Source organism: Streptomyces sp. NPDC093600 (genome assembly GCF_044764755.1).
Classification (GTDB): domain Bacteria; phylum Actinomycetota; class Actinomycetes; order Streptomycetales; family Streptomycetaceae; genus Streptomyces.
Window position 1 is genome coordinate 687981 of record NZ_JBIWIU010000002.1, and the last position, 26615, is coordinate 714595.

A 26615-nucleotide genomic window follows, 5' to 3' on the forward strand; every position below is an offset into this window, starting at 1 on the left:
CCAAGATAGTTCACGGACGATCGCTGCAGGAGGCAACTGTCATACCGCGCGAGCGTCGCGAGACGGGTCGTCCGCCAGCGCGCTGACGGACTGTCCGATCGGCGTCAGGCGGGGCGTTTCCGTGCGCGGACGAGGCGTTCGCGTGCACGGGCCGGACGTCTCCTGCGCGGACAGGGCGTTCCCGTGCGGGATGAGCCCGCACGGGCGGACGAAGGGTCCTAGATCCCCAGCTGTTTCGCCTGGTGCAGGCGCTCCACGGCGTCCTGCTCGCCGTCCAGCTCCACCTTCGCCGCGTCCTGGCGGCCGAAGAGGAACATCGTCAGCTCGCCCGGCTCCCCGGAGACCGTCACCACCGGGGTACCGCGGTGCGCCACCGCCGTCTGGCCGTTCGGGCGGCGCAGGACCAGGCCCACGGGGGCCTTGCGGCCGAGGAGCCGCGCCCCCTTCTCCAGGCGGTTCCACAGCACGTCCGAGAAGACCGGGTCCAGCTCGCGCGGCGACCAGTCGGGCTGCGCCCGGCGGACGTCCTCCGCGTGGACGTAGAACTCCACCGTATTCGCCCCCTCGTCCACCTGCTTGATGGTGAACGGGGACATCCGCGGCGGCCCCGTGCGGATGAGCTGGATCAGTTCCTCGTACGGCTTCTCGGCGAACTCGGCCTGCACCCGGTCCAGCCGGGCCTTCAGCGCCGGGACGAGCGTCCCGGCCGCCGCGTCAGGACGGCGCTCGCGCACCACCACATGGGCCGCGAGGTCCCGGGTCAGCCAGCCCTCGCAGAGCGTCGGGGCATCGGGCCCGGCCGCCTCCAACAGATCGGCGAGCAGAAGTCGTTCACGCTTGGCATGGGTCGACATGCCCGCCAGCGTACGGCCCGGGCCGCCGGTCCGCCCAGTGGACGCCCCGCCGGGCGAACGTCCCGGTCACGGCACAATGGCCGCATGAGCAGCAATCTCGACCCGGCCATCTCCGCCCGCCTCAAGCGCAGCCCGGACGGACTCGTCCCGGCGATCGCCCAGCAGTACGACACCGGCGAGGTGCTGATGCTCGGCTGGATGGACGACGAGGCCCTGCACCGCACCCTCACCACCGGCCGCTGCACCTACTGGTCGCGCAGCCGCCAGGAGTACTGGGTCAAGGGCGACACCTCCGGCCACGTCCAGCACGTCAAGTCCGTCGCCCTCGACTGCGACGCCGACACCGTGCTCGTCAAGGTCGACCAGGTCGGAGCCGCCTGCCACACCGGCGCCCGCACCTGTTTCGACGCCGACGTGCTCCCGCTCTCCCAGTAAGGTCACCCGCCATGGACCTCGAGACCTTCCGCAAGCTGGCGGCCGACCGCCGCGTGATCCCTGTCAGCCGCCGCCTCCTCGCGGACGGCGACACCCCGGTCGGGCTCTACCGCAAGCTCGCCGCCGAACGCCCCGGCACCTTCCTCCTCGAGTCCGCGGAGAACGGCCGCTCTTGGTCGCGCTACTCCTTCATCGGCGTCCGCAGCGACGCCACCCTCACCGTCCGGGACGGCCAGGCCCACTGGCTGGGCACACCCCCCGTCGGCGTGCCGACCGACGGCGACCCCCTCCAGGCCCTGCGCGCCACCGTGGAAGCCCTGCACACCCCTCGCGACCTGGCCGGTGGCATGCCGCCGTTCACCGGTGGCATGGTCGGCTACCTCGGCTACGACATCGTCCGCCGCCTTGAGAAGATCGGCGAGCACGGCCGGGACGACCTCCGGCTCCCCGAGCTGACCATGCTCCTCACCAGCGACCTCGCCGTCCTCGACCACTGGGACGGCACGGTCCTGCTGATCGCCAACGCGATCAACCACAACGACCTGGAGACCGGCGTCGACGAGGCGTACGCGGACGCCGTCGCCCGCCTGGACACGATGGAGGCCGACCTGGCCCGCCCGGTCGCCACCGCCCCCGCCGCGCTCCCCGACTCCGAGCTGCCGGAGTTCTCCGCGCTGTGGGGCGGCACGGCCTATCAGGGGGCCGTCGAGGACATCAAGGAGCGGATCAGGGCCGGGGAAGCCTTCCAGGTCGTCCCCTCGCAGCGCTTCGAGACCCCCTGCCGGGCCTCCGCCCTCGACGTCTACCGCGTGCTGCGGGCCACCAACCCGTCCCCGTACATGTACCTCTTCCGCTTCGAGAACGGCTTCGACGTCGTCGGCTCGTCCCCCGAGGCCCTGGTCAAGGTCGAGGACGGGCACGCCATGCTCCACCCCATCGCCGGCACCCGGCACCGCGGCGCCACCCCGCAGGAGGACCACGACCTCGCCGAGGAGCTGCTGGCCGACCCCAAGGAGCGCGCCGAGCACCTGATGCTCGTCGACCTCGGCCGCAACGACCTCGGACGGGTCTGCGAGCCCGGTTCGGTGGAGGTCGTCGACTTCATGTCGATCGAGCGGTACTCGCACGTCATGCACATCGTGTCGACCGTGACCGGCCGCGTCGCCGAGGGGAAGACCGCCTTCGACGTCCTCACCGCCTGCTTCCCGGCCGGCACGCTCTCCGGCGCGCCCAAGCCGCGCGCGATGCAGATCATCGAGGAGCTGGAGCCCTCGCGGCGCGGACTCTACGGCGGGTGCGTCGGCTATCTCGACTTCGCCGGCGACTCCGACACCGCCATCGCCATCCGTACCGCCCTGCTCCGCGACGGCACCGCGTACGTGCAGGCCGGAGCCGGTGTCGTCGCGGACTCCGACCCGGTGGGCGAGGACAACGAATGCCGCAACAAGGCGGCCGCCGTGCTGCGCGCCGTCCACACCGCCAACCGGATGAACGGCCCGGAGGCGCGTAAGGGATAGTGGGGTACGTGAGTGCTGTACCCGTACCCCAGCCCCGAGCCGCACGCGCGAGCGGAACGGCCGCCCCGTCCGGCGGCCGCCGCAGTCTCGCCGCGGCTCTCCTGCTCGGCGCCCTCGGAGCCACCGTCGTGCTGCTCTCCTCGGGCCAGATCTGGGCCGAGGGAACCGCGTCCGTCGGGGGCGGCACCGTGCCCGTCGAGGCCGACGGCGGTACCGTCACCGGCGTACCGACGGCGCTCGCCGTCGTCGGGCTCGCCGCGCTCGTCGCCGTCTTCGCCGTCCGCCGCACCGGCCGCACTCTCGTCTCCGGGCTCCTCGCGCTCAGCGGCGCGGGCGCGGCGCTGGCCTCGGTCCTCGGCGCCTCCGACAGCGCCGCCCTGGACGCCGAGGCCGCCCGCGTCACCGGCGCCTCCGCGGCCACGGTGTCCGGCCTGACCCACACCGCCTGGCCGTACGTCACCGCAGCGGGTGCGCTGTTGATCCTGCTCGCCGGACTCCTCGCCCTGCGGTACGGCAGCGGCTGGCCCGCGATGGGCGGCCGCTACGAACGCCAGGGCGGCACCCGGGCCGCGCGCCCGGCCGGCGCCACCACCCGGCCCGGCGGCGGCGGCCCTGACCGGCCCGAGGATCTGTGGAAGGCCCTGGACCGCGGCGAGGACCCGACGCGCGAGGGCTGAGCGCGACGCGTGATCGTTGCGCCACCCCGATTCATCCGCGCGCCCCGGTGTGCGGGACAATGACCGTGAGTGTCCGCGCAGGCGAGACCTCACCACTGAGCCACCACCGAGCAACAGCAACGAGGAGCAACTCATGGCGGGCAGCGCCCACGGACACACCCCGGCCGCCTGGACCGGTGTCATCATCTCCTTCATCGGCTTCTGCATCGCCGGGGTCTTCATGGTGGCGGCGAACGTGGCCGGCTTCTGGGCCGGGATCGCCGTCGTCCTCCTCGGCGGTGTCGTCGGCCTCGCCATGAAGGCCGCGGGCCTCGGCATGCCGAAGGAGCCGGAGCACATCAAGGCCGCCCGCGAGGCGGCTTCCACGAAGGCCCGGGTCTGACGACGTACGACCCGTGCGAAGGCGCGGTCCGGCCATGCCGGGCTGCGCCTTCGCGCGTCAGGGGCGAGAATCACCGGGTGACCGCGAAGCCGACGACCGCCCCCGACGATCCCACCGCCCCGCCGCCGCGGGTGCCCCCGGGGCCGACAGCCCCGGCCGACCACCAGACGACGGCCCCGGCCCCGGCCGACCCCCGGTCGGCGACGGCCTCAGGCCCTGCGGGTGACCGCGCCGCGACCGACCCGGGGCCGGGCCACGCCGTACCCGCCGGTCACGTAAGCCCCATGGGCCCCATCGGACCCACGGGCCCCATCGGACCCAAGGGCCACCTGGGCCCCACCCGCCCCGTCGCGCCGCCGTCCCTCGGGCGGCGGTTGGTCGCGCCCCTGGGCGCGCTCGCCGGCGTCGCCGCCGCCTTCGCCTACGTCGGCACCGTCGACCCCAACGAACCCGGCCACTACCCGGTCTGCCCCCTGCTGCGGTTCACCGGCCTCTACTGCCCCGGCTGCGGCGGCCTGCGCAGCGCCCACGCCTTCATCACCGGGGACTTCGGCGCCGCCGCCGGCGCCAACGCCCTCGCCGTCGTCGGCTACGGCCTCTTCGCCGTCGTCATGATCGTGTGGCTGATTCGCGCCGTCCGAGGCGTGCCGATGCGCTTCGTGATCTCCCCTCCCTGGTGGTGGGGGATCGGCGCCGTCCTGGCCGCCTTCACCCTGGTGCGGAACCTGCCGTTCGGGTCCGCGCTCGCGCCGTGAAGTCCCAGCAGGTGGGACGCGTCTCCACCGGATGCGGGCCCCACGCCGTCCTGCGGATACCATCGACACGGCTGAACCTGGTTCATCTTCACCAACGTCACCATCACCGTCCCGGAAGGGGGCCTCTCGCGTGAGTGTGCTCGACGAGATCATCGAAGGCGTGCGCGCCGACCTCGCAGAGCGGCAGGCGCGGGTCTCCCTCGACGAGCTCAAGGAGCGCGCCGCCAAGGCGCCGCAGGCCAAGGACGGCGTCGCCGCACTGCGCGGGGACGGCGTCAAGGTGATCTGCGAGGTGAAGCGCTCCAGCCCGTCCAAGGGCGCGCTCGCCGCGATCGCCGACCCGGCCGCACTGGCCGCGGACTACGAAGCGGGCGGCGCGGCCGTCATCTCCGTGCTCACCGAGGAGCGCCGCTTCGGTGGTTCGCTCGTCGACCTGGAGGCCGTCCGGGCCCGGGTCGACATTCCCGTGCTGCGCAAGGACTTCATCGTCACCGCGTACCAGCTGTGGGAGGCGCGGGCGTACGGCGCGGACCTCGCGCTCCTGATCGTCGCCGCCCTCGATCAGGAGGCCCTGGTCTCCCTCATCGAGCGCGCCGAGTCCATCGGCCTCACGCCGCTGGTGGAGGTCCACGACGAGGACGAGGTCGAGCGCGCGGTCGAGGCCGGCGCGCGGGTGATCGGCGTGAACGCGCGGAACCTCAAGACCCTCAAGGTCGACCGGTCCACCTTCGAGCGGGTCGCTCCGGAGATCCCCGCCCACATCGTCAAGATCGCCGAGTCCGGCGTCCGCGGTCCGCACGACCTCATCGCCTACGCCAACGCCGGCGCCGACGCGGTCCTCGTCGGCGAGTCCCTCGTGACCGGCCGCGACCCCAAGGCCGCCGTCGCCGACCTGGTCGCCGCCGGCGCCCACCCGGCCCTCCGCCACGGCCGGAGCTGACCCCTCCATGACCATCCGCCGCGCCACGCCGACCGCCCAGGGCCCCGCCGCCCCGGGCGCGGTCGCCGTGGGCGCGGAGCGGCCCGATCGGGCCGTCGGTGCGACGATCCCGGCCCCGCGGCGGGTTGCGGCCGTGGCCGGTTCCGTCCACGTCCCCAGTCGCGCGATGCGCACCCGGCTCCGTACCGCCGCCGCGCCCGCGCACGCCCCGCTGGCCCGGGGCTGCCGCCCGCGCGGCTGCCGGGCGCCCGCGCGCCGTGTCCACGGCCGCCGGGTGCGGTACGTGATCGGCGACGAGCCCGGCCAGGTCAACGGCATGCGATGGCGCCCGCGCCCCGCGCGCGTTCTCACGTACCGCAACCACGCCTAGCCGACGCCGGCTCGGCCCTCACCGTTGTGGGCATTCGTTCCGCTGGGGCGGAACGGATGGGCACAACGACGGCGCCTTGGCGGGCGCCTCCGCTCCCTGGACCTCGGCCACCACGAGGGTGCCGCGCCCTCGTGGGCAACGCCGACCTGGGAGCCTGGGCCCGGCAAGGGCGTCGTCCCGTGTGCCCACCCGTCCCGCCCTGCGGGACGATTGCCCACACGGGGGCGTGAGCGAGTCGCGCGCATAACGTGACCACTGCCAGCACATCATTCCGGGGCACCCCGCCCCGCGAGGAGCAGTCGCATGTCCAGCGAATACTTCCTTCCCGACCCCGAGGGTCAGATCCCCACCCCCGAGGGCTACTTCGGCGCCTACGGCGGCAAGTTCATCCCGGAGGCCCTCGTCGCCGCCGTCGACGAGGTCGCCGTCGAGTACGACAAGGCCAAGGCCGACCCCGAGTTCGCCCGCGAGCTCAACGACCTGATGGTCCATTACACCGGTCGACCCAGCGCCCTCACCGAGGTGCCCCGGTTCGCCGAACACGCGGGCGGGGCCCGGGTGTTCCTCAAGCGCGAGGACCTCAACCACACCGGCTCGCACAAGATCAACAACGTGCTCGGCCAGGCCCTGCTCACCAAGCGCATGGGCAAGACCCGCGTCATCGCCGAGACCGGCGCCGGTCAGCACGGTGTCGCCACCGCCACCGCCTGCGCCCTCTTCGGGCTCGAATGCACCATCTACATGGGCGAGATCGACACCCAGCGCCAGGCGCTGAACGTCGCCCGGATGCGGATGCTCGGCGCCGAGGTCGTCCCGGTCAAGTCCGGCAGCCGCACCCTCAAGGACGCCATCAACGAGGCGTTCCGCGACTGGGTCGCCAACGTCGACCGCACCCACTACCTCTTCGGCACCGTCGCCGGACCGCACCCCTTCCCGGCCATGGTCCGCGACTTCCACCGCGTCATCGGCGTCGAGGCCCGCCGCCAGATCCTGGAGCGCGCCGGCCGCCTCCCCGACGCGGCCGTCGCCTGCGTCGGCGGCGGTTCCAACGCCATCGGCCTCTTCCACGCCTTCATCCCGGACACCGGCGTCCGCCTGATCGGCTGCGAGCCGGCCGGCCACGGCGTCGAGACCGGCGAGCACGCCGCCACCCTCACCGCCGGCGAGCCCGGCATCCTGCACGGTTCGCGTTCGTATGTCCTCCAGGACGACGAGGGCCAGATCACGGAGCCGTACTCCATCTCCGCGGGCCTGGACTACCCGGGCATCGGCCCGGAGCACGCGTACCTCAAGGACAGCGGCCGCGGGGAGTACCGCGCCGTCACCGACGACGAGGCGATGCAGGCCCTGCGGCTGCTCTCCCGTACCGAGGGCATCATCCCGGCCATCGAGTCCGCGCACGCGCTGGCCGGCGCGCTCCAGGTGGGCAGGGAGCTGGGCGAGGACGGACTGATCGTGGTCAACCTCTCCGGCCGCGGCGACAAGGACATGGACACGGCGGCCCGCTACTTCGGGCTGTACGGCGCCGACGCCGCTCCGGTCGAGGCCGACGCCTCCGCCGAGAACGGCGCCGCCGAGATCCAGCGGGACACCGAGATCCAGGGGGGCTCCAAGTGAGCGGGAACATCCGACTGCTGAGCGACACTCTCGCCGAGGCCAAGGCCGACAACCGCGCCGCCCTCATCGCCTACCTCCCGGCCGGATTCCCGACCGTGGACGGCGGCATCGAGGCCGTCAAGGCGGTCTTCGACGGCGGTGCCGACATCGTCGAGGTCGGCCTGCCGCACAGCGACCCGGTCCTGGACGGCCCCGTCATCCAGACCGCCGACGACATCGCCCTGCGCGGCGGCGTCCGGATCGCCGACGTCATGCGCACGGTCCGCGAGGCGCACGCCGCCACCGGGAAGCCGGTGCTCGTCATGACGTACTGGAACCCGATCGACCGCTACGGCATCGAGCGGTTCACCGAGGAGCTGGCCGCGGCCGGCGGCGCCGGCTGCATCCTGCCCGACCTGCCGGTCCAGGAGTCCGCCACCTGGCGCGAGCACGCCGACAAGCACGGTCTCGCCACCGTCTTCGTCGTCGCGCCGAGCAGCAGGGACGAGCGCCTGGCCACCATCACGGCCGCCGGTTCCGGCTTCGTCTACGCCGCCTCCCTGATGGGCGTCACCGGCACCCGCGAGTCGGTCGGCGAACAGGCCGCCGATCTCGTACGCCGCACCCGGGCCACCAGCGAGCTGCCGGTCTGCGTCGGGCTCGGCGTCTCCAACGCCGAGCAGGCCAAGGAGGTCGCGGGCTTCGCCGACGGCGTCATCGTCGGCTCCGCGTTCGTCAAGCGGATGCTCGACGCCGACGACGAGGCCGCCGGCCTGGTCGCCGTAAGGGAACTGGCGGCCGAACTCGCCGCGGGTGTGCGCCGCGTTTCGTAACCCGTACGGGTGGATCTGGGACCGGGGAGGCGCGGACGTGCCTCCCCGGTTCGTTGCTGAGGCGTGAGCGAGAACCGAGACGGTAAGCAGAGCGCGCGGGAGCGCCTCAAGGAGCAGCGCGACCGCGACAAGGCGCGCGAGAAGCAGCGGCGGGTCCTCATCGTGTCGGCCGCGGTCGTCGGCGTCCTCGGCCTGGCCGCGGTCGTCGGCGTGATCGCCGCCAACACCGGGGGCAAGGGCGGCGGCTCCGACAAGGCGGGCCCGGTCGTCGCGCCGACCGGCGCCGTGGGCGGAGATCAGCCGGCCATCCCGACGGGCCGTGCGGACGCCCCGTCCACGCTCACCGTCTGGGAGGACTTCCGCTGCCCGGCGTGCACCTCCTTCGAGAACGCGTTCCGGGACACCATCCACGAGCTGGAGGCGGCCGGGGCCCTCAGGACCGAGTACCACCTCGTCACCATCATCGACGGCAACATGGGCGGCAGCGGTTCGCTGCGCGCCGCCAACGCCGCCGCCTGCGCGCAGGACGCCGGGAAGTTCACGCCGTACCACGACGTGCTGTACATGAACCAGCCCCCGGAGACCGACGACGCCTTCGCGAAGAACGACAAGCTGCTGGAGCTGGCGGCGAAGGTGCCCGGGCTCGACACCCCCGCCTTCCGCAGCTGTGTCGAGAAGGGCACGCACGACAGCTGGATCGCCAAGTCCACCGAGGCGTTCCGCAAGGGCGACTTCCGCGGCACCCCGTCGGTCCTCCTCAACGGAGAATCGATCTTCCCGACCAAGGGCAACGAGCAGATCTCGCCGGAGAACCTGAAGAAGTGGGTCGCCGAGGCGAACAAGGGCAAGAAGCCGGGCACGGCCTCCCCCGCGGCCGGCCGCTGAGAGCGGTAGTTACGCAGACGTTGCCGGGTGGGCTGCCGTACGGCCCGCCCGGCAGGGTAGCGTCGGTCATGCCATGGACCTTGCCTACATTCCCAGCCCGTCGACCGGTGTGATCCATCTCGGACCGGTTCCGCTGCGCGCTTACGCCTTCTGCATCATCATCGGTGTCTTCGTCGCCGTCTGGTACGGCAACAAGCGCTGGATCGCCCGGGGCGGCACCGCCGGCACCGTGGCCGACATCGCCGTCTGGGCGGTGCCCTTCGGCCTCGTCGGCGGCCGGCTCTACCACGTGATCACCGACTACCAGCTGTACTTCAGCGAGGGTGAGAACTGGGTCGACGCCTTCAAGATCTGGGAGGGCGGCCTCGGCATCTGGGGTGCCATCGCCCTCGGCGCGGTCGGTGCCTGGATCGCCTGCCGCAGGCGCGGTATCCCGCTGCCGGCGTACGCGGACGCCATCGCGCCCGGCATCGCCTTCGCCCAGGCGATCGGCCGCTGGGGCAACTGGTTCAACCAGGAGCTGTACGGCAAGCCGACCGATGTGCCGTGGGCTCTGGAGATCAGCGCCGGCGCGAACCGCGAGGCCGGGCTCTACCACCCGACCTTCCTGTACGAGTCCCTCTGGTGCGTCGGCGTCGCGCTGCTCGTCATCTGGGCGGACCGCCGCTTCAAGCTGGGCCACGGGCGGGTCTTCGCCCTCTACGTCGCCGCGTACTGCGCGGGCCGGGCGTGGATCGAGTACATGCGCGTCGACGAGGCCCACCACATCCTCGGCCTGCGGCTGAACGTCTGGACGGCGCTCGTCGTCCTCGTCCTCGCCGTCGTCTACATCGTGATCTCCGCGCGGGTCCGACCCGGCCGCGAGGAGACCGTGGAGCCCGCGGCGGGCGGCGACACGTCCGCCGTCGGCGCCGGCGCCGGTGCCGACGCCGACGCGGACGATGAGGAGGGTGACGTCACGGACGCCGCCGGAGCCACCGAGCCCGGCGCCGAGCCGGGAGCCGAGCCCGAGGACGCTCCCGCCGACGGGGCCGCGGACACACCGAAGAACGGCGCGGAGTCCACCGCCAAGAGCTGAGCGGACACCCACAGAGCGAGCGCGGGGCCGCCGGGACCGAAGGGTCCCGGCGGCCCTGTTGTATGCGGCCCTGTCGCGTACGGCCGGGGTGAGGGGGCGGGGTGGTGGGTCACGCCCTGGCCGCCAGGGTCAGGACACGGCGGGCGCCCTCCACCACGGCCGCGTCGACGAAACGGCCGTCCGGGAGGGCCAGGGCGCCTTCCTCGGTCTCCGCGGCCTTGACGACCTCCTCGGCCGCGGCGACCTCGTCGGGGGTCGGGAGGTAGGCCCGCTCGATCACCGGCAGCTGGCGGGGGTGGATCGCCGCCCGGCCAAGGAAGCCGAGGGAACGGCCCCGGGCGCAGCCGGCCGCCAGGGCCTCCAGGTCCCGGACGTCGGGATGGACCGACTGGACCGGGGGCGGCAGGGCGGCCGCGCGGGCGGCGACCACGACGCGGCCGCGCGACCAGTCGAGGCCGCTGTCCTCCCGTACGCCCAGATCGGCGCGGAGATCCGCCTCGCCCAGGGCGATGCCCCGGACGGCGGGGTGGGCCGAGGCGATGGCGTAGGCGTGCTCGACGGCCGGCGCGCTCTCCAGGAGCGCGTAGAGCGGAACACCCGGTGCGGCGTCGGCGATCCGGTGGATGTCAGTGGCGTGTGTCACCTTGGGAACACGGAAACCGCCGAGGCCGGGGAGGGAGGCCAGTGGGGGGATGTCGCGTGGGGTGTGGATGCGGACATGGACCGGTACGGGGTGCGGGTCGGAGAGCAGATCGACGGTGGCGGCCAGGGCGTATGCCTTGCGGTCCGGTGCCACCGCGTCCTCCAGGTCGACGATGACCACGTCGGCGCCGGAGGCCAGGGCCTTCTGGACGACGGCTGGGCGGTCGCCGGGGGCGTACAGCCAGGTGAGGGGGGTGCTCATACGGCGCCCTCGCCGCGCAGCGCGCTGATCTCGGCGGGGGAGAGGCCCAGTTCGGCGAGGACGTCTGCGGTGTCGGCGCCGTGCGGCCGGCCGGTCCAGCGGATCGCGCCGGGGGTCTCGGAGAGCCGGAAGAGGACGTTCTGCATACGGATCGGGCCGAGTTGGGGGTCCGGGACCTCGGTGATGGTGTCCAGGGCGCGATATTGCGGATCGGTCATCACGTCCCGGATGTCGTAGACCGGCGCGATCGCCGCCTCCGCCTTCTCGAAGGCGGCCATGGCCTCGTCGCGGGTGCGGCGGGCGATCCAGGCGCCGACCGCGTCGTCGAGGACGTCCGCGTGGGCGGCGCGGCCTGTGCCGTCGGCGAACCACGGCTCGTCGATCAGCTCGGGCCGGCCGACCAGCCGCATCACGCGTTCGGCGATGGACTGGGCGGAGGTCGAGACGGCGACCCAGGAGCCGTCGGCGGTGCGGTAGACGTTGCGGGGGGCGTTGTTGCGGGAGCGGTTTCCGGTGCGGGGCTGGACATAGCCGAGCTGGTCGTACCAGAGGGGGTGCGGTCCGATGACGGAGAGGATCGGTTCGATGATCGCCATGTCGACGACCTGGCCACGGCCGGTGGTCGTCCTGGCGGTGAGCGCGGTCATCACCGCGTACGCCGTCGCCAGGGCGGCGATCGAGTCGGCGAGACCGAAGGGGGGAAGGGTGGGCGGGCCGTCCGGCTCGCCGGTGATCGAGGCGAAACCGCTCATGGCCTCGGCGAGGGTGCCGAAGCCGGGGCGGTGGGAGTACGGGCCGAACTGGCCGAAGCCGGTGACCCGGGCCAGGACCAACTCCGGGTTGACGGTGGAGAGTTCCTCCCATCCCAGACCCCACCGTTCCAGGGTGCCGGGGCGGAAGTTCTCCACGATCACATCGGCGTCGGCGGCCAGGCGCAGCAGCGTGTCGCGGCCGCCGTGGGTGGACAGGTCGAGGGTCATGGTCCGCTTGTTGCGGCCGAGGACCTTCCACCACAGACCGACACCGTCCTTGGCGGGGCCGTGGCCTCGGGACGGATCGGGCTTGCGGGGGTGCTCGATCTTGATGACGTCGGCGCCGAAGTCGCCGAGCATCATCGCCGCGAGGGGGCCGGCGAAGAGGGTGGCGAGGTCGAGGACGCGCAGTCCGTGCAGGGGGGCGGGGGTCTCGGGGCGGGTCATACGGCGTCGACCTCCAGGCCGGTGACGGAGCCGTGGGCCGCGTCGATCTCGGCGCGGTACGGCATCGAGGAGGAGGCGCCCTCGCGCTGGACCGAGAGCGCGGCCGCGGCCGACGCCCAGGACAGCGCCTCCGGGACCGGCCGGCCCTCGCCGAGGGCGACCGCGAGCGCGCCGACGAAGGTGTCGCCCGCGGCGGTGGTGTCCACGGCCCGGACGCGGGGGGCGGGGACGGTGACCGGGGCGGCGTCGCGGGCGGCGTAGAGGCTGCCCCGGGCGCCGAGGGTGATGACCACCTCGGGCACGTCCCTCAGCAGCGCCGCCGCGGCGGAGTGTGGGTCGGCGATCCCGGTGAGCGCGGCGGCCTCGTGTTCGTTGGGCACCAACAGGTCGGTGGCGGCGAGGAGGTCGGGGGGCAGCGGCTGGGCGGGCGCGGGGGTGAGGACGGTACGGACGCCGAGGCGGCGGGCGGTCGTGGCGCCCGCGACGACGGCGGAGAGGGGGAGTTCGAGCTGGAGGAGCAGGGCGTCGGCGGTGCCGATCAGGGCCTCGTCGCCGTGGCTGAGGGTGGTGACGGTGCCGTTGGCGCCGGGGACGACGACGATCGCGTTGCCGCCCTCGTCGTCGACGACGATGTGGGCCGTGCCGGAGGCGCCCTCGACGGTGCGCAGCAGATCGGTCTCCACCCCGGCCCCGTCCAGGGCGGCCCGGAGCCGTACCCCGAAGTCGTCGGAGCCGACCGCGCCGATCATCGCGACCTCGGCGCCGGCCCGGGCGGCGGCCACGGCCTGGTTGGCGCCCTTGCCGCCGGGGATCGTACGGAACTCCCGGCCGGTGACGGTCTCTCCGCGCGCCGGGGCCCGGGGGACGAAGGCGACGAGGTCCATGTTGGTGCTGCCGAGCACCACGATGCTGGTCATGGGTGTACTGCCTCCAGATGGGTCAGGTCGGCCAGGGTGTCGAAGCCGATGCCGTCGAAGGACGGGATCGAGGTGGAGAGCCGGTTCTTGAGGGGGGAGGTCCAGCGCTCGGGCAGCCGGTCGGGGTGGCCGGCGAGGAGTCCGGCGACCGAGCCGGCGGTGGCGCCGTTGGAGTCGGTGTCCCAGCCGCCGGAGACCGCCGCGCAGATGGAGCGGGAGAAGTCGCCGTCGGCGTGGGTGAGCGCGGCGGCGAGGAGGGCGGCGTTGGGGACGGCATGGACCCAGTGATACCCGCCGAGGGCGGTGTGGAGCCGGTCCACGACACCGTCGAAGTCGGCGGTGGCGCGAGCGGTGTCGATGCCGAGGCGGACCGCTCGGGCGAGGCGTGAGCGGGGAGGGATCACGCCGAGGCCGCACTCCAGCGACCGGTGGACGTCGGCGGTGCCGGTCGCGGCGGCGGCGAGGGTGGCGGCGACGAACATGGCGCCGTAGATCCCGTTGGCGGTGTGGGTGAGCGCCGCGTCCCGGTACGCCTGCGCGGCGGCGGCGACCGGGTCGCCCGGGTGGGTCCAGCCGTGGACGTCGGCGCGGATCTGGGCGCCGATCCACTCCCGGAAGGGGTTGCGGCGGACGGCGGTGAGCGGGGGCTCGATGCCGTCGAGCAGATTGCGGTAGGCGACGCGCTCGGCCGTGAAGGTGCGGCCGGCGGGGAGTTCGTCGAGCCAGAGGCGGGCGACGTCGGCGGTGGTGAAGTCGCGGCCGTACCGCTGGAGGAGGAGCAGATTGAGGAGGGGGTAGTTGAGGTCGTCGTCCTCGGGCATGCCGTCGATGTTCTCGGCGAGCGAGGTGGCCGCGGAACGGCGGTTCCAGGGGTGGGCGGCGAGCAGGTCGGGGGGTACGCCGACCTCGGTGAACCAGGAGGAGAGGGGCCAGTCGCCGGTGGCGCGGGCGAGGGCGCGGATGGCGGACAGGGGCAGCTTCTCGACGGGCTTGCCGAGCAGGCACCCGGCGGCCCGCCCGAGCCAGGCGGCGTGCAGCCGGTCGCGGAGGGAGTCCGGTCCGTCCGTTCCGCTCTCCGTCGAGGACCGTACACGAGGGGCGGCGGACCGGGGGGCGCACTTCTGGATGGCGGGCAGTGCGGTGGGTTCCTCGGGAGCCAGGGGGGCCGGGAGCGTGGACAGTTCGTCGAGGAGGCGCTCCGCCAGGGGGCGGAGGTCGGGGCGGGGGGTCGGGGACGCGCCTGCCGTGCGGGGGGCGGGATGGCCACCCGCCGCCTGCCAGCGGGCGGCGATCGCGGAGGCGTCGCGGCCGTCCTCCGCTGCCTGGCGGAGCTCGTGGCCGACAAGGTCCTCCGGCTGCACCCAGGTCACGCGCAGGATCATCGGTCCGCGCTCGTCAGGGCCGCGTACGCCGACTCGTGCGCCCGGCGCCTGGCCGCGTCACGGGCGAAGACCTCCCGTGCGACCGAGGCCAGGGCCTCCGCCGGGGCGTGCAGATCCAGGCGGCTCGCCTCCGCGACCCGCTTCGACCAGTCGGCGGGGACCGCGTCCTCACCGCCGAGCGCGCCCGCGATCACCCCTGACATCGTGGCGATCGAGTCGCAGTCACGGCCGTAGTTGACCGAGCCGAGCACTGTATGCCGGTAGTCGCCCTCGCCGATCAGCAGCATGCCCAGGGCGACGGGGAGCTCCTCGATCGCGTGCAGACGGGACGGGCGGCGCGCGCCGAGGGACGGGGCGCGGTAGTCCGGGCCCACCGTGTCGAACGGGGCCACGGCCTCGCGCAGCGGAGCGAGGGCGGACTCGAAGTCCCGGTGGTGGGCCGCCACTTCCACGACCGCCTCGATCGCCGACCGTGTGCCGTCCTTGGCGAGGGAGAGGGCCGCGCGGACGACGGACTCGGGCGTCGCGCCGGGAGCGCACGCCGCGGCCACCGCCGCCGCGAACACCCCCGCCGCCTCCCGGCCGTAGGAGGACTGGTGCGCGCCGGCGACGTCCAGGGCCTCCGCGTACGCGCCCTCCGGGTTGGCCGCGTTGACCAGGCCCACCGGCGCCATGTACATCGCCGCCCCGCAGTTGACGATGTTTCCGTGACCCGCCTCGCGCGGGTCGGCATGGCCGTAGTGGAGTCGGGTCACGATCCACTTCTCCGCGAGGAAGATGCGTTGGAGGGGGAGGGCTTCGGCCTCCAGCTCCGGGATCCAGACGGGTTTTCCGATGAGTTCGGGGACCAGGTGGTCGGCCACCGCGTAGGCGTCGAGGTGGTCCCGCACCTTCTCGTAGACCCTGATCAGGGCGTGGGTCATCAAGGTGTCGTCGGTGACGTGGCCGTCGCCCTTGTGGTACGGCGCGATGGGGCGGGCCGTCCGCCAGGACGCGCCGTGCCAGGGGCCGACGATGCCGGTGATCCGGCCTCCGTGGCGCTCCACGATCTGCTCGGGGGTGTAGCCCTCGACGGGGCCGCCGAGGGCGTCGCCCACCGCCGCGCCGATGAGGCTGCCCGTGATCCGGTCATCCAGTGTGGGTGTCATGCCGGAATTGTCCACCCGTGGTGGTCAGTTCCGTGTCTCCCAGCAGCCCGGCGAGTTCCACCAGGTCGGTGCCCGCGAGGCGGGGGAGGGCGCAGCCGGCGAGGGTGCGGCAGGCGTCGCGCCAGGTGGCGGGGATGGACTCGCCGCCCCCGAGCGCACCGGTGAGCGCGCCCGCGAGGGCGGGCGCGGAGTCGGCGACGCGGGAGAGGCAGGCGGCCGCCGGTACGGCCGCGGCGGCCTGGCCGCGCGCGGCGAGGGCGAGGGCGAGGGCGACGGGGACGGTTTCGGCGGCGGCGATGCCGTAGCTGTAGACGTGGTCGACGATCTGGTGCTCCAGAAGGGGGACGAGCTCGAAGGCGGTCGCCGCGTCCCGCGCCATCTTCACGGCCTGGCGGGCGTTGCGGCCGATCTCGGTGGCGGGCGGGAGCTGGGCGAGCGCGGCCGCCACGGCGTCGTCGACGGTCGCCCCGCCGAGGGCCGCGGCGACGGCCGCGGCGGTCGCGCGGGCACCGTGGACGCCGTCACCGTCCTGGGTGTACCGGGCGTCGAACTCGGCGAGTTCGGCCGCGGCGGCCGGGTCGCCGGAGTGGACGACGGCGAGGACCGCGGCCCGTACACAGGCGGCGTCGTCGAAGTAGTGCGGGTTGTCGTGGCCCGTGGCGGGCGGGCGCAGGCCGGTGGCGAGATTGCCGAGCCCGGCGCGGACCGAGATCCGGGCCCGCAGGGGCAGGACGGCGGACTCCACCTCGGGGGCGCGGTCGGCGGCGGCGGCGATCTGGCTGGCGAGCGCGTTCCAGGCAAGGTCGACGGCGGCGCGGAGGCGGCGCTCCGGAGGGAGGGGGGAGAAGAGGGGGCCGGCGGCGGCGAGGACGGCCTCGGCGGTGAAGACCGCCCACTCGGCGTCGTCGGAGGGCCCGAGGCGGAGGGGTTCGGGCGGCTGGTTGAGGGCGATGGGGACGGGGAGGGTGGTGGTCGCGTTCTGTTCGGCGAAGGTGTCGAGTTCGCGGGTGAGGCGGCGGGTCCATTCGGGCATACGGGCGGCGCGGTGCCTGGCCGCGGGCCACCCGGCCGCGTCGCCCGCGGCGAGCCCGAGGAGGAGTCCCTCGATGGCCTCGCGCCGCGCGGGGGCGCCGGGGCGTGGAGCGGGCTCCGGGGTCCCATGGGCACCGGCCCCGTGCGGGGTCGCCGGAATCTCGTGGGTGCCGTCCATGTCGCGGGCGCCGCGCGCGTGGGCTGTGCCCACCCTCCCCCGGACTTCGTCCGGCGGGACCCGCCTCGCCCCAGCGGAACCGATGCCCGCGGCGGTGACGGGTACGGCAGCCGTCCCGGCCGGGCCGGGTGGGGCGGCGGTGACGCCGCTCGGGGCGCTCATGCCGCCTCCTCGTCGTCCGTCGTCAGCAGATCGGCGATGTCCAGGACGTGGTAGCCGCGCATCGAGGGCAGGCAGCTGCCCGTCACCGGGGCGATCGCCGTCGCCCACTCCTCCGGGATCGCCGACACCCCCGCCGACGCTCCGGCGAGCGCCCCGGCGACCGCGGCGGTCGTGTCGGCGTCGCGGCCCATGTTGACCGCGGTCAGGACGGCCGTACGGAAGTCGCCCCGCGCCGCCGCGAAGGCGCCGAAGGCGAGGGCGACGGCCTCCGGGGCCAGGTCCGTCCAGGGGTAGCCGCCGATGACGACCGCCGAGCGGACCGTGCGCTCCCGGGTCAGGGGATCGGGCTCCAGCCGCTGCGCCGCCACCACCGCGCGGCGCATCGAGCGGGCCGTCCAGGAATCCATCGGGACCGCGGAGAGCGCGGCCGCGATCACCGAGGTCACCGACGCGCCCGCCATCGCCGCCGCGACGCCCGCCGCGACCGCCTGGCCGCCGTAGATGCCCTCGCCGTCGTGGCTGACGGTGCCGTCGATGGCGACGAGCCGGGCGGCTTCGGCGGGGCGGCCGGCCGCGAAGACCCCGAAGGGCGCGGCGCGCATGGCCAGCCCGTCCGACCAGGCGTGGCGGTGCTGGGCCGAGATGGGGGCGGCCAGACCCCGGCGGAGGTTCTCCAGGGTGCCGCGCTCGGAGAAGCCCGCTCCACGGAACGGGCCCTCGTCCAGATCGGCGATCCAGTGGTGCCAGGCCCGTTCCACATGCTGGACGGTCAGGGCCGAGCCGTGCCGGGCGAGCAGCAGCCCCGAGAAGATCGCGTACTCCGTGTCGTCGGTGCCGGCCGGACTGTCCGTCACGAAACCCTCGATCCGGCCCCAGCGGCGGCGGATCTCCGAGGGGCGCATGTTCTCGGCGGGCGCGCCGAGCGCGTCGCCGACCGCGAGGCCGAGGAGCGCGCCCCTGGCTCTCTCCCGCGTGTCGCAGGCAGTCGTTCGCATCTCGCTCGCCCCTCTCGCTCGCCTTTCGCGGTTCCTGGATCTGTGCCACGCGCGGGGCCCGACGTGTGCGCGGAATCGTTTCTGTCACCCGGCTGACACCCGCCCGGCACCTCGCGCGGAAGATCAGGCCGCCCTTACTAAGTACGGCCTGCCTTGCTGGCGCACCCCTTACATCGCGCGTACTTTCGAGGGTGTTGAGGGCGGCGGGGTCGGTCCGGACCGCCGGAAAGGCAGGGGAGAAGCATGTCCATCATCGAAGCCGAGGCGCCACTTCACGAGGCCCACCGCGACAACCACACGCACCGCGACGTGAACGGCGGCTGGCTCCGGCCGGCGGTGTTCGGGGCGATGGACGGACTGGTCTCCAACCTGGCTCTGATGACCGGTGTCGCGGGCGGCGCGGTCTCGCAGCAGACCATCGTCATCACCGGACTCGCGGGGCTCGCGGCCGGCGCGTTCTCCATGGCCGCCGGCGAGTACACCTCGGTCGCCTCCCAGCGTGAGCTGGTCGAGGCGGAACTGGACGTCGAGCGCCGCCAGTTGCGCAAGCACCCCGTCGACGAGATGGAGGAGCTCGCTGCGCTCTACGTCTCCCGCGGGGTCGAGCCCCCGCTCGCCCGCGAGGTGGCGATGCAGCTCTCCCGGGACCCGGAGCAGGCGCTGGAGATCCATGCCCGCGAGGAGCTGGGCATCGACCCCGACGACCTGCCGTCGCCGATGGTCGCCGCCGTCTCCTCGTTCGGTTCGTTCGCGCTGGGCGCCCTTCTTCCCGTACTGCCGTATCTGCTCGGCGCCACCGCTCTCTGGCCGGCCGTGCTGCTCGCGCTCCTCGGGCTCTTCGCCTGCGGTGCGCTGGTGGCCCGGGTGACGGCCCGCCGCTGGTGGTTCAGCGGAATGCGCCAGCTCGTCCTCGGTGGCGCGGCGGCCGCCGTGACGTACGGGCTCGGGATGCTCTTCGGCGCCGCGCTCTGACCCGTGCGCCATGGCTCCGACCCGTGCGCCATGGAGCTCTGACTCCCGTGCACCCTGGAGGGGACCCCGCCCTGTGGCGGGGTCCCCTCCGCGGTGCTGTGATGTATATCCCCTGGGCGGATCCACCGCCCCGGTGAGACACTATGCATAGTGCTGAATAGGTAGCCGTTAACGGGCGGTTTCGAGTCCCGGACCACCGGGCATGAGGCGTAAGCGCCGCGGGCAATGAGGCCCGCTCCTCGACGGGTCCTCGAACCCCCTCGAACGCCACGAGATCGACCTGTCCCCACGTGAACCGACACCACCGCTCCGTGTCAGCGGTGTCCGCATGCTGGAATGCGCTATCCGCTTCCCGAGAAGCCAGCCATCATGTAACCTGCACGAAATTTCGCGGAGGGCCAACGTCGTCCCTCGGCTGCTGCATATGCCACGACGACGACGGGAGAGCCGATGCGTTCCGACGCCTGGTCGCCCATGGACGGTCGCCCCGCTCCGCAGGGGATGTACGACCCCCGTAACGAACACGACGCCTGTGGTGTCGGGTTCGTGGCCACCCTCACCGGTGTAGCCAGCCACACACTGGTCGAGCAGGCGCTGACCGTACTGCGCAATCTCGAACACCGCGGCGCCACCGGCTCCGAGCCCGACTCGGGAGACGGCGCCGGCATCCTGCTCCAGGTCCCCGACGCCTTCCTGCGCGAGGTCACCGACTTCGACCTTCCGGCCGCCGGCGCGTACGCCGTCGGCATCGCCTTCCTCCCTGCCGACGGCTCCGCACAGGCCGTCTCGCAGATCGAGACGATCGCGTCCGAAGAAGGTCTCACGGTCCTCGGCTGGCGCGAGGTTCCCGTCGCCCCCGAGCTGCTCGGCGCCTCCGCCCGCGCCACCATGCCCGTCTTCCGCCAGCTGTTCGTGGCGGACGGCAGCAGCGAGGGCATCGTCCTCGACCGCAAGGCGTTCCTGCTGCGCAAGCGCGCCGAGCGCGAGGCCGGGACGTACTTCCCGTCGCTCTCCGCCCGCACCATCGTCTACAAGGGCATGCTGACCACCGGCCAGCTGGAGCCCTTCTTCCCGGACCTGTCGGACCGCCGCTGCGCCACCGCCGTGGCCCTGGTCCACTCCCGGTTCTCCACCAACACCTTCCCGAGCTGGCCGCTCGCCCACCCGTACCGCTTCGTCGCGCACAACGGCGAGATCAACACGGTCAAGGGCAACCGCAACTGGATGGTGGCCCGGGAGTCCCAGCTGGCCTCCGACCTGTTCGGCGAGGGCGAGCTCGACCGCATCTTCCCCGTCTGCACCCCGGACGCCTCCGACTCCGCCTCCTTCGACGAGGTCCTTGAGCTGCTGCACCTCGGCGGGCGCTCCCTCCCGCACAGCGTCCTGATGATGGTCCCGGAGGCGTGGGAGAACCACGAGACCATGGACCCGGCCCGGCGCGCCTTCTACCAGTACCACGCCACGATGATGGAGCCCTGGGACGGCCCGGCCTGCGTCACCTTCACCGACGGCGTCCAGGTCGGCGCGGTCCTCGACCGCAACGGTCTGCGCCCCGGCCGCTACTGGGTCACCGACGAGGGCCTCGTCGTCCTCTCCTCCGAGGTCGGCGTCCTCGACATCGACCCCGCCAAGGTCGTCCGCAAGGGCCGCCTGCAGCCCGGCAAGATGTTCCTCGTCGACACCGCCGAGCACCGGATCATCGAGGACGACGAGATCAAGGCCGGCCTCGCCGCCGAACTCCCCTACCAGGAGTGGCTGGAGACCGGCGAGATCGAGCTCTCCGACCTCCCCGAGCGCGAGCACATCGTCCACACCCACGCCTCGGTCACCCGCCGCCAGCAGACCTTCGGCTACACCGAGGAAGAGCTCCGCGTCATCCTCGCCCCGATGGCCCGCACCGGCGGCGAGCCGCTCGGCTCCATGGGTACGGACTCCCCGATCGCGGCCCTGTCCGAGCGCCCCCGGCTGCTCTTCGACTACTTCACCCAGCTCTTCGCCCAGGTCACCAACCCGCCGCTGGACGCCATCCGCGAGGAGCTGGTGACCAGCCTGCGCTCCTCGCTGGGCCCGCAGGGCAACCTCCTGGAGCCGACCGCCGCGTCGTGCCGGAGCGTCACCCTGCCCTTCCCGGTGATCGACAACGACGAGCTGGCCAAGCTCATCCACATCAACGCCGACGGCGACATGCCCGGCATGAAGGCCGTGACCCTGTCCGGCCTGTACCGGGTCTCCGGCGGAGGCGACGCGCTCGCCGCCCGCATCGAGGAGATCTGCGCCGAGGCCGACGCGGCGATCGAGGGCGGCGCCCGTCTGATCGTCCTCTCCGACCGGCACTCCGACGCCGAGCACGCGCCCATCCCGTCGCTGCTGCTCACCGCGGCCGTCCACCACCACCTCATCCGCACCAAGCAGCGCACCCAGGTGGGCCTCCTCGTCGAGGCCGGCGACGTCCGCGAGGTCCACCACGTCGCGCTCCTCATCGGCTACGGCGCCGCCGCGGTCAACCCGTACCTCGCCATGGAGTCGGTCGAGGACCTGGTCCGCGCCGGCACCTTCATCGAGGGCATGGAGCCCGAGCAGGCCATCCGCAACCTGATCTACGCCCTCGGCAAGGGCGTCCTCAAGGTCATGTCCAAGATGGGCATCTCGACCGTCGCCTCCTACCGCGGCGCCCAGGTCTTCGAGGCCGTCGGCCTCGACGAGGCCTTCGTCCACAAGTACTTCAACGGCACCGCCACCAAGATCGGCGGCGCCGGGCTCGACGTCGTCGCCAAGGAGGTCGCCGCCCGCCACGCCAAGGCGTACCCCGTCTCCGGCGTCCCCTCCGCGCACCGCGCGCTGGACATCGGCGGCGAGTACCAGTGGCGCCGCGAGGGCGAGCCGCACCTGTTCGACCCGGAGACCGTCTTCCGCCTGCAGCACGCCACGCGCAACAAGCGGTACGACATCTTCAAGAAGTACACGGAGCGGGTGAACGAGCAGTCCGAGCGCCTGATGACGCTCCGCGGCCTGTTCGGCTTCACCTCCGACCGCCCCTCCATCCCCCTCGACGAGGTCGAGCCGGTCTCCGAGATCGTCAAGCGGTTCTCGACCGGCGCCATGTCGTACGGCTCCATCTCCCAGGAGGCGCACGAGACCCTCGCGATCGCCATGAACCAGCTGGGCGGCAAGTCCAACACCGGTGAGGGCGGCGAGGACCCGGAGCGCCTGTACGACCCGGCGCGCCGCTCCTCCATCAAGCAGGTCGCCTCCGGCCGCTTCGGTGTCACGAGCGAGTACCTGGTCAACGCGGACGACATCCAGATCAAGATGGCGCAGGGCGCCAAGCCCGGCGAGGGCGGCCAGCTGCCCGGCCACAAGGTCTACCCGTGGGTCGCCAAGACCCGGCACTCCACCCCGGGTGTCGGTCTGATCTCGCCGCCGCCGCACCACGACATCTACTCCATCGAGGACCTGGCCCAGCTGATCCACGACCTCAAGAACGCCAACCCGGCGGCCCGCATCCACGTGAAGCTGGTCTCCGAGGTCGGCGTCGGCACGGTTGCCGCCGGTGTCTCCAAGGCGCACGCGGACGTCGTCCTCATCTCCGGCCACGACGGCGGTACGGGCGCCTCGCCGCTCACGTCGCTGAAGCACGCGGGCGGCCCCTGGGAGCTCGGCCTCGCCGAGACCCAGCAGACCCTGCTGCTCAACGGCCTGCGCGACCGGATCGTCGTCCAGACCGACGGTCAGCTCAAGACCGGCCGCGACGTCGTCATCGCCGCGCTCCTCGGCGCCGAGGAGTTCGGTTTCGCGACCGCGCCGCTCGTCGTCTCCGGCTGCGTCATGATGCGCGTCTGCCACCTGGACACGTGCCCGGTCGGCATCGCCACCCAGAACCCGGTCCTGCGCGACCGGTTCTCCGGCAAGGCCGAGTACGTCGTCAACTTCTTCGAGTTCATCGCCGAGGAGGTCCGCGAACTCCTCGCCGAGCTGGGCTTCCGCACCCTCGAAGAGGCCGTCGGCCACGCCGAGCTGCTCGACACCAGCCGCGCCGTGACGCACTGGAAGGCGCAGGGCCTGGACCTGGCCCCGCTCTTCCACGTGCCCGAGCTGCCCGAGGGCGCGGTCCGCCACGCCCTGATCGAGCAGGACCACGGCCTGGAGAAGGCCCTCGACAACGAGCTGATCGAGCTCGCCGCCGAGGCGCTGGGCGCGGCGAGCGCCGAAGAGGCGCAGCCGGTCCGGGCCCAGGTCGCGATCCGCAACATCAACCGCACGGTCGGCACCATGCTCGGCCACGAGGTGACGAAGAAGTTCGGTGGCGCGGGCCTGCCCGCCGACACCATCGACATCACCTTCACCGGCTCCGCCGGCCAGTCCTTCGGCGCCTTCCTGCCGGCCGGTGTCACCCTCCGCCTGGAGGGCGACGCCAACGACTACGTCGGCAAGGGCCTCTCCGGCGGCCGGATCGTCGTCCGCCCCGACCGGGGCGCCGACCACCTCGCCGAGTACTCCACCATCGCCGGCAACACCATCGCGTACGGCGCCACCGGCGGCGAGCTGTTCCTGCGCGGCCGCACCGGCGAACGCTTCTGCGTCCGCAACTCCGGCGCCCTGGTCGTCTCGGAGGGCGTGGGCGACCACGGCTGCGAGTACATGACCGGCGGTACGGCGGTCGTCCTCGGCGAGACGGGGCGCAACTTCGCGGCCGGCATGTCCGGCGGCGTCGCGTACGTCGTCGACCTCGACCGGGACAACGTCAACTCCGGCAACCTGGAGGCGATCGAGGCCCTGTCGGACTCCGACAAGGCGTGGCTGCACGACGTCGTGCGCCGCCACCACGAGGAGACCGGCTCGACCGTCGCGGAGAAGCTCCTCGCGGACTGGTCCGTGAACGTGGACCGCTTCAGCAAGATCATCCCCACCACGTACAAGGCAGTGCTCGCCGCCAAGGACGCCGCTGAGCTCGCCGGTCTCTCCGAGGCCGAGACCACCGAGAAGATGATGGAGGCGGCGACCCATGGCTGACCCCAAGGGCTTCCTGACCACCGGACGCGAGGTCGCCAAGACCCGCCCCGTGGGCGAGCGAGTCAAGGACTGGAACGAGGTCTACGTCCCCGGCTCCCTGCTGCCGATCATCAGCAAGCAGGCCGGCCGCTGCATGGACTGCGGCATCCCGTTCTGCCACAACGGCTGCCCGCTCGGGAACCTCATCCCCGAGTGGAACGACTACGCCTACCGCGAGGACTGGGAGCAGGCCTCCGAGCGGCTGCACGCCACCAACAACTTCCCGGAGTTCACCGGCCGCCTGTGCCCGGCTCCGTGCGAGGCCGCGTGCGTGCTCGGCATCAACCAGCCGGCCGTCACCATCAAGAACGTCGAAGTCTCCATCATCGACCAGGCATGGGACCGCAACGACGTCAAGCCGCAGGCGCCCGAGCGCCTGTCCGGCAAGACCGTCGCCGTCATCGGCTCCGGCCCGGCAGGTCTCGCCGCCGCCCAGCAGCTGACCCGGGCCGGCCACACGGTCGCCGTCTTCGAGCGCGCCGACCGCATCGGCGGCCTGCTGCGCTACGGCATCCCCGAGTTCAAGATGGAGAAGCGGCACATCAACCGCCGCATCGAGCAGATGCGCGCGGAGGGCACCAAGTTCCGTACAGGTGTCGAGATCGGCCGCGACATCACGGCGACCGACCTGCGCAAGCGGTACGACGCCGTGGTCATCGCCGCGGGCGCCACCACCGCCCGCGACCTGCCCGTCCCCGGCCGGGAGCTGAACGGCATCCACCAGGCGATGGAGTACCTGCCGCTCGCCAACAAGGTCGTCGAGGGCGACTTCGTCACCCCGCCGATCACGGCCGAGGGCAAGCACGTCGTCGTCATCGGCGGCGGCGACACCGGCGCGGACTGCGTGGGCACCGCCCACCGCCAGGGCGCGGCCTCGGTCACGCAGCTGGAGATCATGCCGCGTCCGGGCGAGGAGCGGACGGCCGGCCAGCCCTGGCCGACCTTCCCGATGCTCTACAAGGTCACCTCTGCGCACGAGGAGGGCGGCGAGCGGGTCTACTCCGTCTCCACCACCCACTTCGAGGGCGACGAGGACGGCAACGTCCAGTTCCTGCACCTGGTCGAGGTCGAGTTCGTCGAGGGTAAGCTGACCCAGAAGCCGGGCACGGAGCGCAAGATCCCCGCCCAGCTGGTCACGCTCGCGATGGGCTTCACGGGCACGGACGTCGAGAACGGCCTGGTCTCGCAGTTCGGCCTGGAGCTCGACGAGCGCGGTAACATCGCGCGGGACGCGGACTTCGCCACCAACGTCGGCGGCGTGTTCGTGGCCGGCGACGCGGGCCGCGGCCAGTCGCTGATCGTCTGGGCGATCGCCGAGGGCCGCTCGGCGGCGCGCGGAGTCGACCGCTTCCTGACGGGTGCGAGCGACCTCCCGGCCCCGATCCGCCCGACGGACCGTGCCCTGACGGTCTGACCCCGGGGTCCGACGACCCCACCTGACGTCCCGTACAACGGAGTGCGGAACTGAGCGCGGCGCCTGCCCCACTGTCCCCGACCGGACGACTGGGCGGGCGCCGCGGCGCGCTCCGGTACGGGAGACAGGCACGCGACGCACCGACCTCGGCGCCCGTGGACGATCACGTACGCTCGGCACCTCGTAGGGGGCACGATGGAGGGGAGCCGTCCGTGGCGCTGAGTCTGCGCAAGGTCGAGGAGTCCGCACCCGCGCTGGTGAGCCTGTACAAGTCGGCGGGGGTCTCGCTCCGGAAGCACGGCATGAGCGGACAGCGCGTCGCCGTCTACCTCGTGCTCGACTACTCCGGGTCGATGAAGCCGTACTACCAGGACGGCAGCGTCCAGGCGCTCGCCGACCGGGTGCTGGGGCTCTCCGCGAACCTGGACGACGACGGGCGGGTGCCGGTCGTGTTCTTCTCCACCGACATCGACGCCGAGACCGACATCGCGCTCGACGACCACGAGGGCCGGATCGACCGGATCGTCGCCGGCCTCGGCCACATGGGCAGGACGAGTTACCACCTGGCGATGGACGCCGTCATCGACCACTACCTCGACAGCGGTACCACCGCGCCCGCGCTCGTCGTCTTCCAGACCGACGGCGGGCCGATCAACAAGCTCGCCGCCGAGCGCTATCTGTGCAAGGCGGCGAAGCTGCCGATCTTCTGGCAGTTCATCGGCTTCGGCGACCCGGGCAGCCGGCAGTTCGAGTTCCTGCGCAAGCTGGACGAGCTGGCGGTCCCCGCCAAGCGGCCCGTCGACAACGCCGGCTTCTTCCACGCGGGCGAGGACCCGCGCCGGGTTCCGGACGCGGAGCTGTACGACCGGATCGTCGCGGAGTTCCCCCTCTGGCTGTCCGCGGCGCGCGCCCAGGCCATCGTGCGGTCGTGAGGCCGGGTC

23 protein-coding genes are annotated in these 26615 nt (G+C 72.9%); 15 read left to right on the forward strand and 8 right to left on the reverse strand.

Going from position 1 to position 26615, the window contains the following annotated elements; all coding sequences use genetic code 11:
• Positions 1 to 218: 218 nt before the first annotated feature.
• On the reverse strand, positions 219 to 854 hold the full coding sequence (locus ACIRB4_RS08795; protein ID WP_403289362.1) for a TIGR03085 family metal-binding protein: 636 nt from the start codon (positions 852 to 854) through the stop codon (positions 219 to 221).
• 84 nt (positions 855 to 938) lie between these two features.
• Between ACIRB4_RS08795 and hisI the strand changes: the two genes are divergently transcribed.
• From hisI to lgt, 11 genes are all read left to right on the forward strand, one after another.
• Positions 939 to 1289 (forward strand): phosphoribosyl-AMP cyclohydrolase, encoded by a 351-nt coding sequence (hisI, locus tag ACIRB4_RS08800; protein ID WP_403289364.1) that lies wholly within the window; start codon positions 939 to 941, stop codon positions 1287 to 1289.
• Between the two features lie 11 nt (positions 1290 to 1300).
• Entirely contained in the window at positions 1301 to 2806 is a 1506-nt protein-coding gene (locus ACIRB4_RS08805; protein ID WP_403289366.1) for an anthranilate synthase component I, read from the forward strand.
• Positions 2806 to 3483: a TIGR02234 family membrane protein gene (locus ACIRB4_RS08810; protein ID WP_403289368.1), complete on the forward strand. Its 678-nt coding sequence runs from the start codon at positions 2806 to 2808 to the stop codon at positions 3481 to 3483. Before ACIRB4_RS08805 ends, ACIRB4_RS08810 begins: the two co-directional genes overlap by 1 nt.
• A gap of 133 nt (positions 3484 to 3616) precedes the next feature.
• On the forward strand, positions 3617 to 3865 hold the full coding sequence (locus tag ACIRB4_RS08815) for an HGxxPAAW family protein (protein WP_403289370.1): 249 nt from the start codon (positions 3617 to 3619) through the stop codon (positions 3863 to 3865).
• Between the two features lie 284 nt (positions 3866 to 4149).
• Positions 4150 to 4620 (forward strand): DUF2752 domain-containing protein, encoded by a 471-nt coding sequence (locus tag ACIRB4_RS08820; RefSeq protein WP_403289371.1) that lies wholly within the window; start codon positions 4150 to 4152, stop codon positions 4618 to 4620.
• Between the two features lie 130 nt (positions 4621 to 4750).
• The gene (gene trpC / locus ACIRB4_RS08825; RefSeq protein WP_403289372.1) at positions 4751 to 5560 is read left to right on the forward strand and encodes an indole-3-glycerol phosphate synthase TrpC; all 810 of its coding nucleotides are present in this window, start codon (positions 4751 to 4753) and stop codon (positions 5558 to 5560) included.
• Positions 5561 to 5726: 166 nt separating this feature from the next.
• The gene (trpM, locus tag ACIRB4_RS08830; protein WP_403289663.1) at positions 5727 to 5930 is read left to right on the forward strand and encodes a tryptophan biosynthesis modulator TrpM; all 204 of its coding nucleotides are present in this window, start codon (positions 5727 to 5729) and stop codon (positions 5928 to 5930) included.
• A gap of 303 nt (positions 5931 to 6233) precedes the next feature.
• The gene (gene trpB, locus ACIRB4_RS08835; protein ID WP_403289373.1) at positions 6234 to 7547 is read left to right on the forward strand and encodes a tryptophan synthase subunit beta; all 1314 of its coding nucleotides are present in this window, start codon (positions 6234 to 6236) and stop codon (positions 7545 to 7547) included.
• Positions 7544 to 8359, forward strand: coding sequence for a tryptophan synthase subunit alpha (gene trpA / locus ACIRB4_RS08840; protein ID WP_403289374.1), 816 nt, complete (start codon positions 7544 to 7546; stop codon positions 8357 to 8359). Before trpB ends, trpA begins: the two co-directional genes overlap by 4 nt.
• Before the next feature lie 63 nt (positions 8360 to 8422).
• Positions 8423 to 9244 (forward strand): thioredoxin domain-containing protein, encoded by an 822-nt coding sequence (locus ACIRB4_RS08845; protein ID WP_403289375.1) that lies wholly within the window; start codon positions 8423 to 8425, stop codon positions 9242 to 9244.
• A 73-nt stretch (positions 9245 to 9317) separates the two neighbouring features.
• Complete coding sequence (gene lgt, locus ACIRB4_RS08850; RefSeq protein ID WP_403289376.1) at positions 9318 to 10322, forward strand: prolipoprotein diacylglyceryl transferase; 1005 nt, start codon at positions 9318 to 9320, stop codon at positions 10320 to 10322.
• Positions 10323 to 10431: 109 nt separating this feature from the next.
• On the opposite strand, the gene ACIRB4_RS08855 is transcribed toward lgt, so the two are convergent.
• The 7 genes from ACIRB4_RS08855 to ACIRB4_RS08885 form a co-directional block, all read right to left on the reverse strand.
• Positions 10432 to 11226, reverse strand: a complete 795-nt coding sequence (locus tag ACIRB4_RS08855) for an HpcH/HpaI aldolase/citrate lyase family protein (RefSeq protein WP_403289377.1) — start codon at positions 11224 to 11226, stop codon at positions 10432 to 10434.
• Positions 11223 to 12425, reverse strand: a complete 1203-nt coding sequence (locus tag ACIRB4_RS08860; RefSeq protein ID WP_403289378.1) for a CaiB/BaiF CoA transferase family protein — start codon at positions 12423 to 12425, stop codon at positions 11223 to 11225. Before ACIRB4_RS08860 ends, ACIRB4_RS08855 begins: the two co-directional genes overlap by 4 nt.
• Positions 12422 to 13342, reverse strand: a complete 921-nt coding sequence (rbsK, locus tag ACIRB4_RS08865; RefSeq protein ID WP_403289379.1) for a ribokinase — start codon at positions 13340 to 13342, stop codon at positions 12422 to 12424. The genes ACIRB4_RS08860 and rbsK overlap by 4 nt, the downstream gene beginning before the upstream one ends.
• Positions 13339 to 14724 (reverse strand): ADP-ribosylglycohydrolase family protein, encoded by a 1386-nt coding sequence (locus tag ACIRB4_RS08870; protein WP_403289381.1) that lies wholly within the window; start codon positions 14722 to 14724, stop codon positions 13339 to 13341. The genes rbsK and ACIRB4_RS08870 overlap by 4 nt, the downstream gene beginning before the upstream one ends.
• Positions 14721 to 15872 carry an ADP-ribosylglycohydrolase family protein gene (locus tag ACIRB4_RS08875; protein ID WP_403289382.1) on the reverse strand — a complete coding sequence of 384 codons (1152 nt, stop codon included), beginning with the start codon at positions 15870 to 15872 and terminating at the stop codon, positions 14721 to 14723. The genes ACIRB4_RS08870 and ACIRB4_RS08875 overlap by 4 nt, the downstream gene beginning before the upstream one ends.
• The gene (locus ACIRB4_RS08880; RefSeq protein ID WP_403289665.1) at positions 15853 to 17082 is read right to left on the reverse strand and encodes an ADP-ribosylglycohydrolase family protein; all 1230 of its coding nucleotides are present in this window, start codon (positions 17080 to 17082) and stop codon (positions 15853 to 15855) included. Before ACIRB4_RS08880 ends, ACIRB4_RS08875 begins: the two co-directional genes overlap by 20 nt.
• Before the next feature lie 158 nt (positions 17083 to 17240).
• On the reverse strand, positions 17241 to 18239 hold the full coding sequence (locus ACIRB4_RS08885; protein ID WP_403289383.1) for an ADP-ribosylglycohydrolase family protein: 999 nt from the start codon (positions 18237 to 18239) through the stop codon (positions 17241 to 17243).
• 243 nt (positions 18240 to 18482) lie between these two features.
• On the opposite strand from ACIRB4_RS08885, the gene ACIRB4_RS08890 reads away from it, so the two are divergent.
• From ACIRB4_RS08890 to ACIRB4_RS08905, 4 genes are all read left to right on the forward strand, one after another.
• Positions 18483 to 19211, forward strand: coding sequence for a VIT1/CCC1 transporter family protein (locus ACIRB4_RS08890; RefSeq protein WP_403289384.1), 729 nt, complete (start codon positions 18483 to 18485; stop codon positions 19209 to 19211).
• Positions 19212 to 19661: 450 nt separating this feature from the next.
• Positions 19662 to 24221, forward strand: coding sequence for a glutamate synthase large subunit (gene gltB, locus ACIRB4_RS08895; RefSeq protein WP_403289386.1), 4560 nt, complete (start codon positions 19662 to 19664; stop codon positions 24219 to 24221).
• Positions 24214 to 25674 (forward strand): glutamate synthase subunit beta, encoded by a 1461-nt coding sequence (locus ACIRB4_RS08900; protein WP_403289387.1) that lies wholly within the window; start codon positions 24214 to 24216, stop codon positions 25672 to 25674. The genes gltB and ACIRB4_RS08900 overlap by 8 nt, the downstream gene beginning before the upstream one ends.
• A 212-nt stretch (positions 25675 to 25886) precedes the next feature.
• Entirely contained in the window at positions 25887 to 26606 is a 720-nt protein-coding gene (locus tag ACIRB4_RS08905) for a vWA domain-containing protein (protein ID WP_403289388.1), read from the forward strand.
• Positions 26607 to 26615 lie beyond the last annotated feature (9 nt).

Bases quoted from the DNA above. Each gene is read 5' to 3' on its own strand.
- ACIRB4_RS08880 (WP_403289665.1), bottom strand. From the start codon at position 17,082: ATGGACGGCACCCACGAGATTCCGGCGACCCCGCACGGGGCCGGTGCC.
- trpB (WP_403289373.1), top strand. From the start codon at position 6,234: ATGTCCAGCGAATACTTCCTTCCCGACCCCGAGGGTCAGATCCCCACC.
- hisI (WP_403289364.1), top strand. From the start codon at position 939: ATGAGCAGCAATCTCGACCCGGCCATCTCCGCCCGCCTCAAGCGCAGC.
- rbsK (WP_403289379.1), bottom strand. From the start codon at position 13,342: ATGACCAGCATCGTGGTGCTCGGCAGCACCAACATGGACCTCGTCGCC.
- ACIRB4_RS08795 (WP_403289362.1), bottom strand. From the start codon at position 854: ATGTCGACCCATGCCAAGCGTGAACGACTTCTGCTCGCCGATCTGTTG.
- ACIRB4_RS08875 (WP_403289382.1), bottom strand. From the start codon at position 15,872: ATGACACCCACACTGGATGACCGGATCACGGGCAGCCTCATCGGCGCG.
- trpM (WP_403289663.1), top strand. From the start codon at position 5,727: ATGCGCACCCGGCTCCGTACCGCCGCCGCGCCCGCGCACGCCCCGCTG.
- ACIRB4_RS08900 (WP_403289387.1), top strand. From the start codon at position 24,214: ATGGCTGACCCCAAGGGCTTCCTGACCACCGGACGCGAGGTCGCCAAG.
- ACIRB4_RS08855 (WP_403289377.1), bottom strand. From the start codon at position 11,226: ATGAGCACCCCCCTCACCTGGCTGTACGCCCCCGGCGACCGCCCAGCC.
- ACIRB4_RS08820 (WP_403289371.1), top strand. From the start codon at position 4,150: ATGGGCCCCATCGGACCCACGGGCCCCATCGGACCCAAGGGCCACCTG.
- gltB (WP_403289386.1), top strand. From the start codon at position 19,662: ATGCGTTCCGACGCCTGGTCGCCCATGGACGGTCGCCCCGCTCCGCAG.
- ACIRB4_RS08870 (WP_403289381.1), bottom strand. From the start codon at position 14,724: ATGATCCTGCGCGTGACCTGGGTGCAGCCGGAGGACCTTGTCGGCCAC.
- lgt (WP_403289376.1), top strand. From the start codon at position 9,318: ATGGACCTTGCCTACATTCCCAGCCCGTCGACCGGTGTGATCCATCTC.
- ACIRB4_RS08805 (WP_403289366.1), top strand. From the start codon at position 1,301: ATGGACCTCGAGACCTTCCGCAAGCTGGCGGCCGACCGCCGCGTGATC.
- ACIRB4_RS08815 (WP_403289370.1), top strand. From the start codon at position 3,617: ATGGCGGGCAGCGCCCACGGACACACCCCGGCCGCCTGGACCGGTGTC.
- ACIRB4_RS08890 (WP_403289384.1), top strand. From the start codon at position 18,483: ATGTCCATCATCGAAGCCGAGGCGCCACTTCACGAGGCCCACCGCGAC.
- ACIRB4_RS08860 (WP_403289378.1), bottom strand. From the start codon at position 12,425: ATGACCCGCCCCGAGACCCCCGCCCCCCTGCACGGACTGCGCGTCCTC.
- ACIRB4_RS08885 (WP_403289383.1), bottom strand. From the start codon at position 18,239: ATGCGAACGACTGCCTGCGACACGCGGGAGAGAGCCAGGGGCGCGCTC.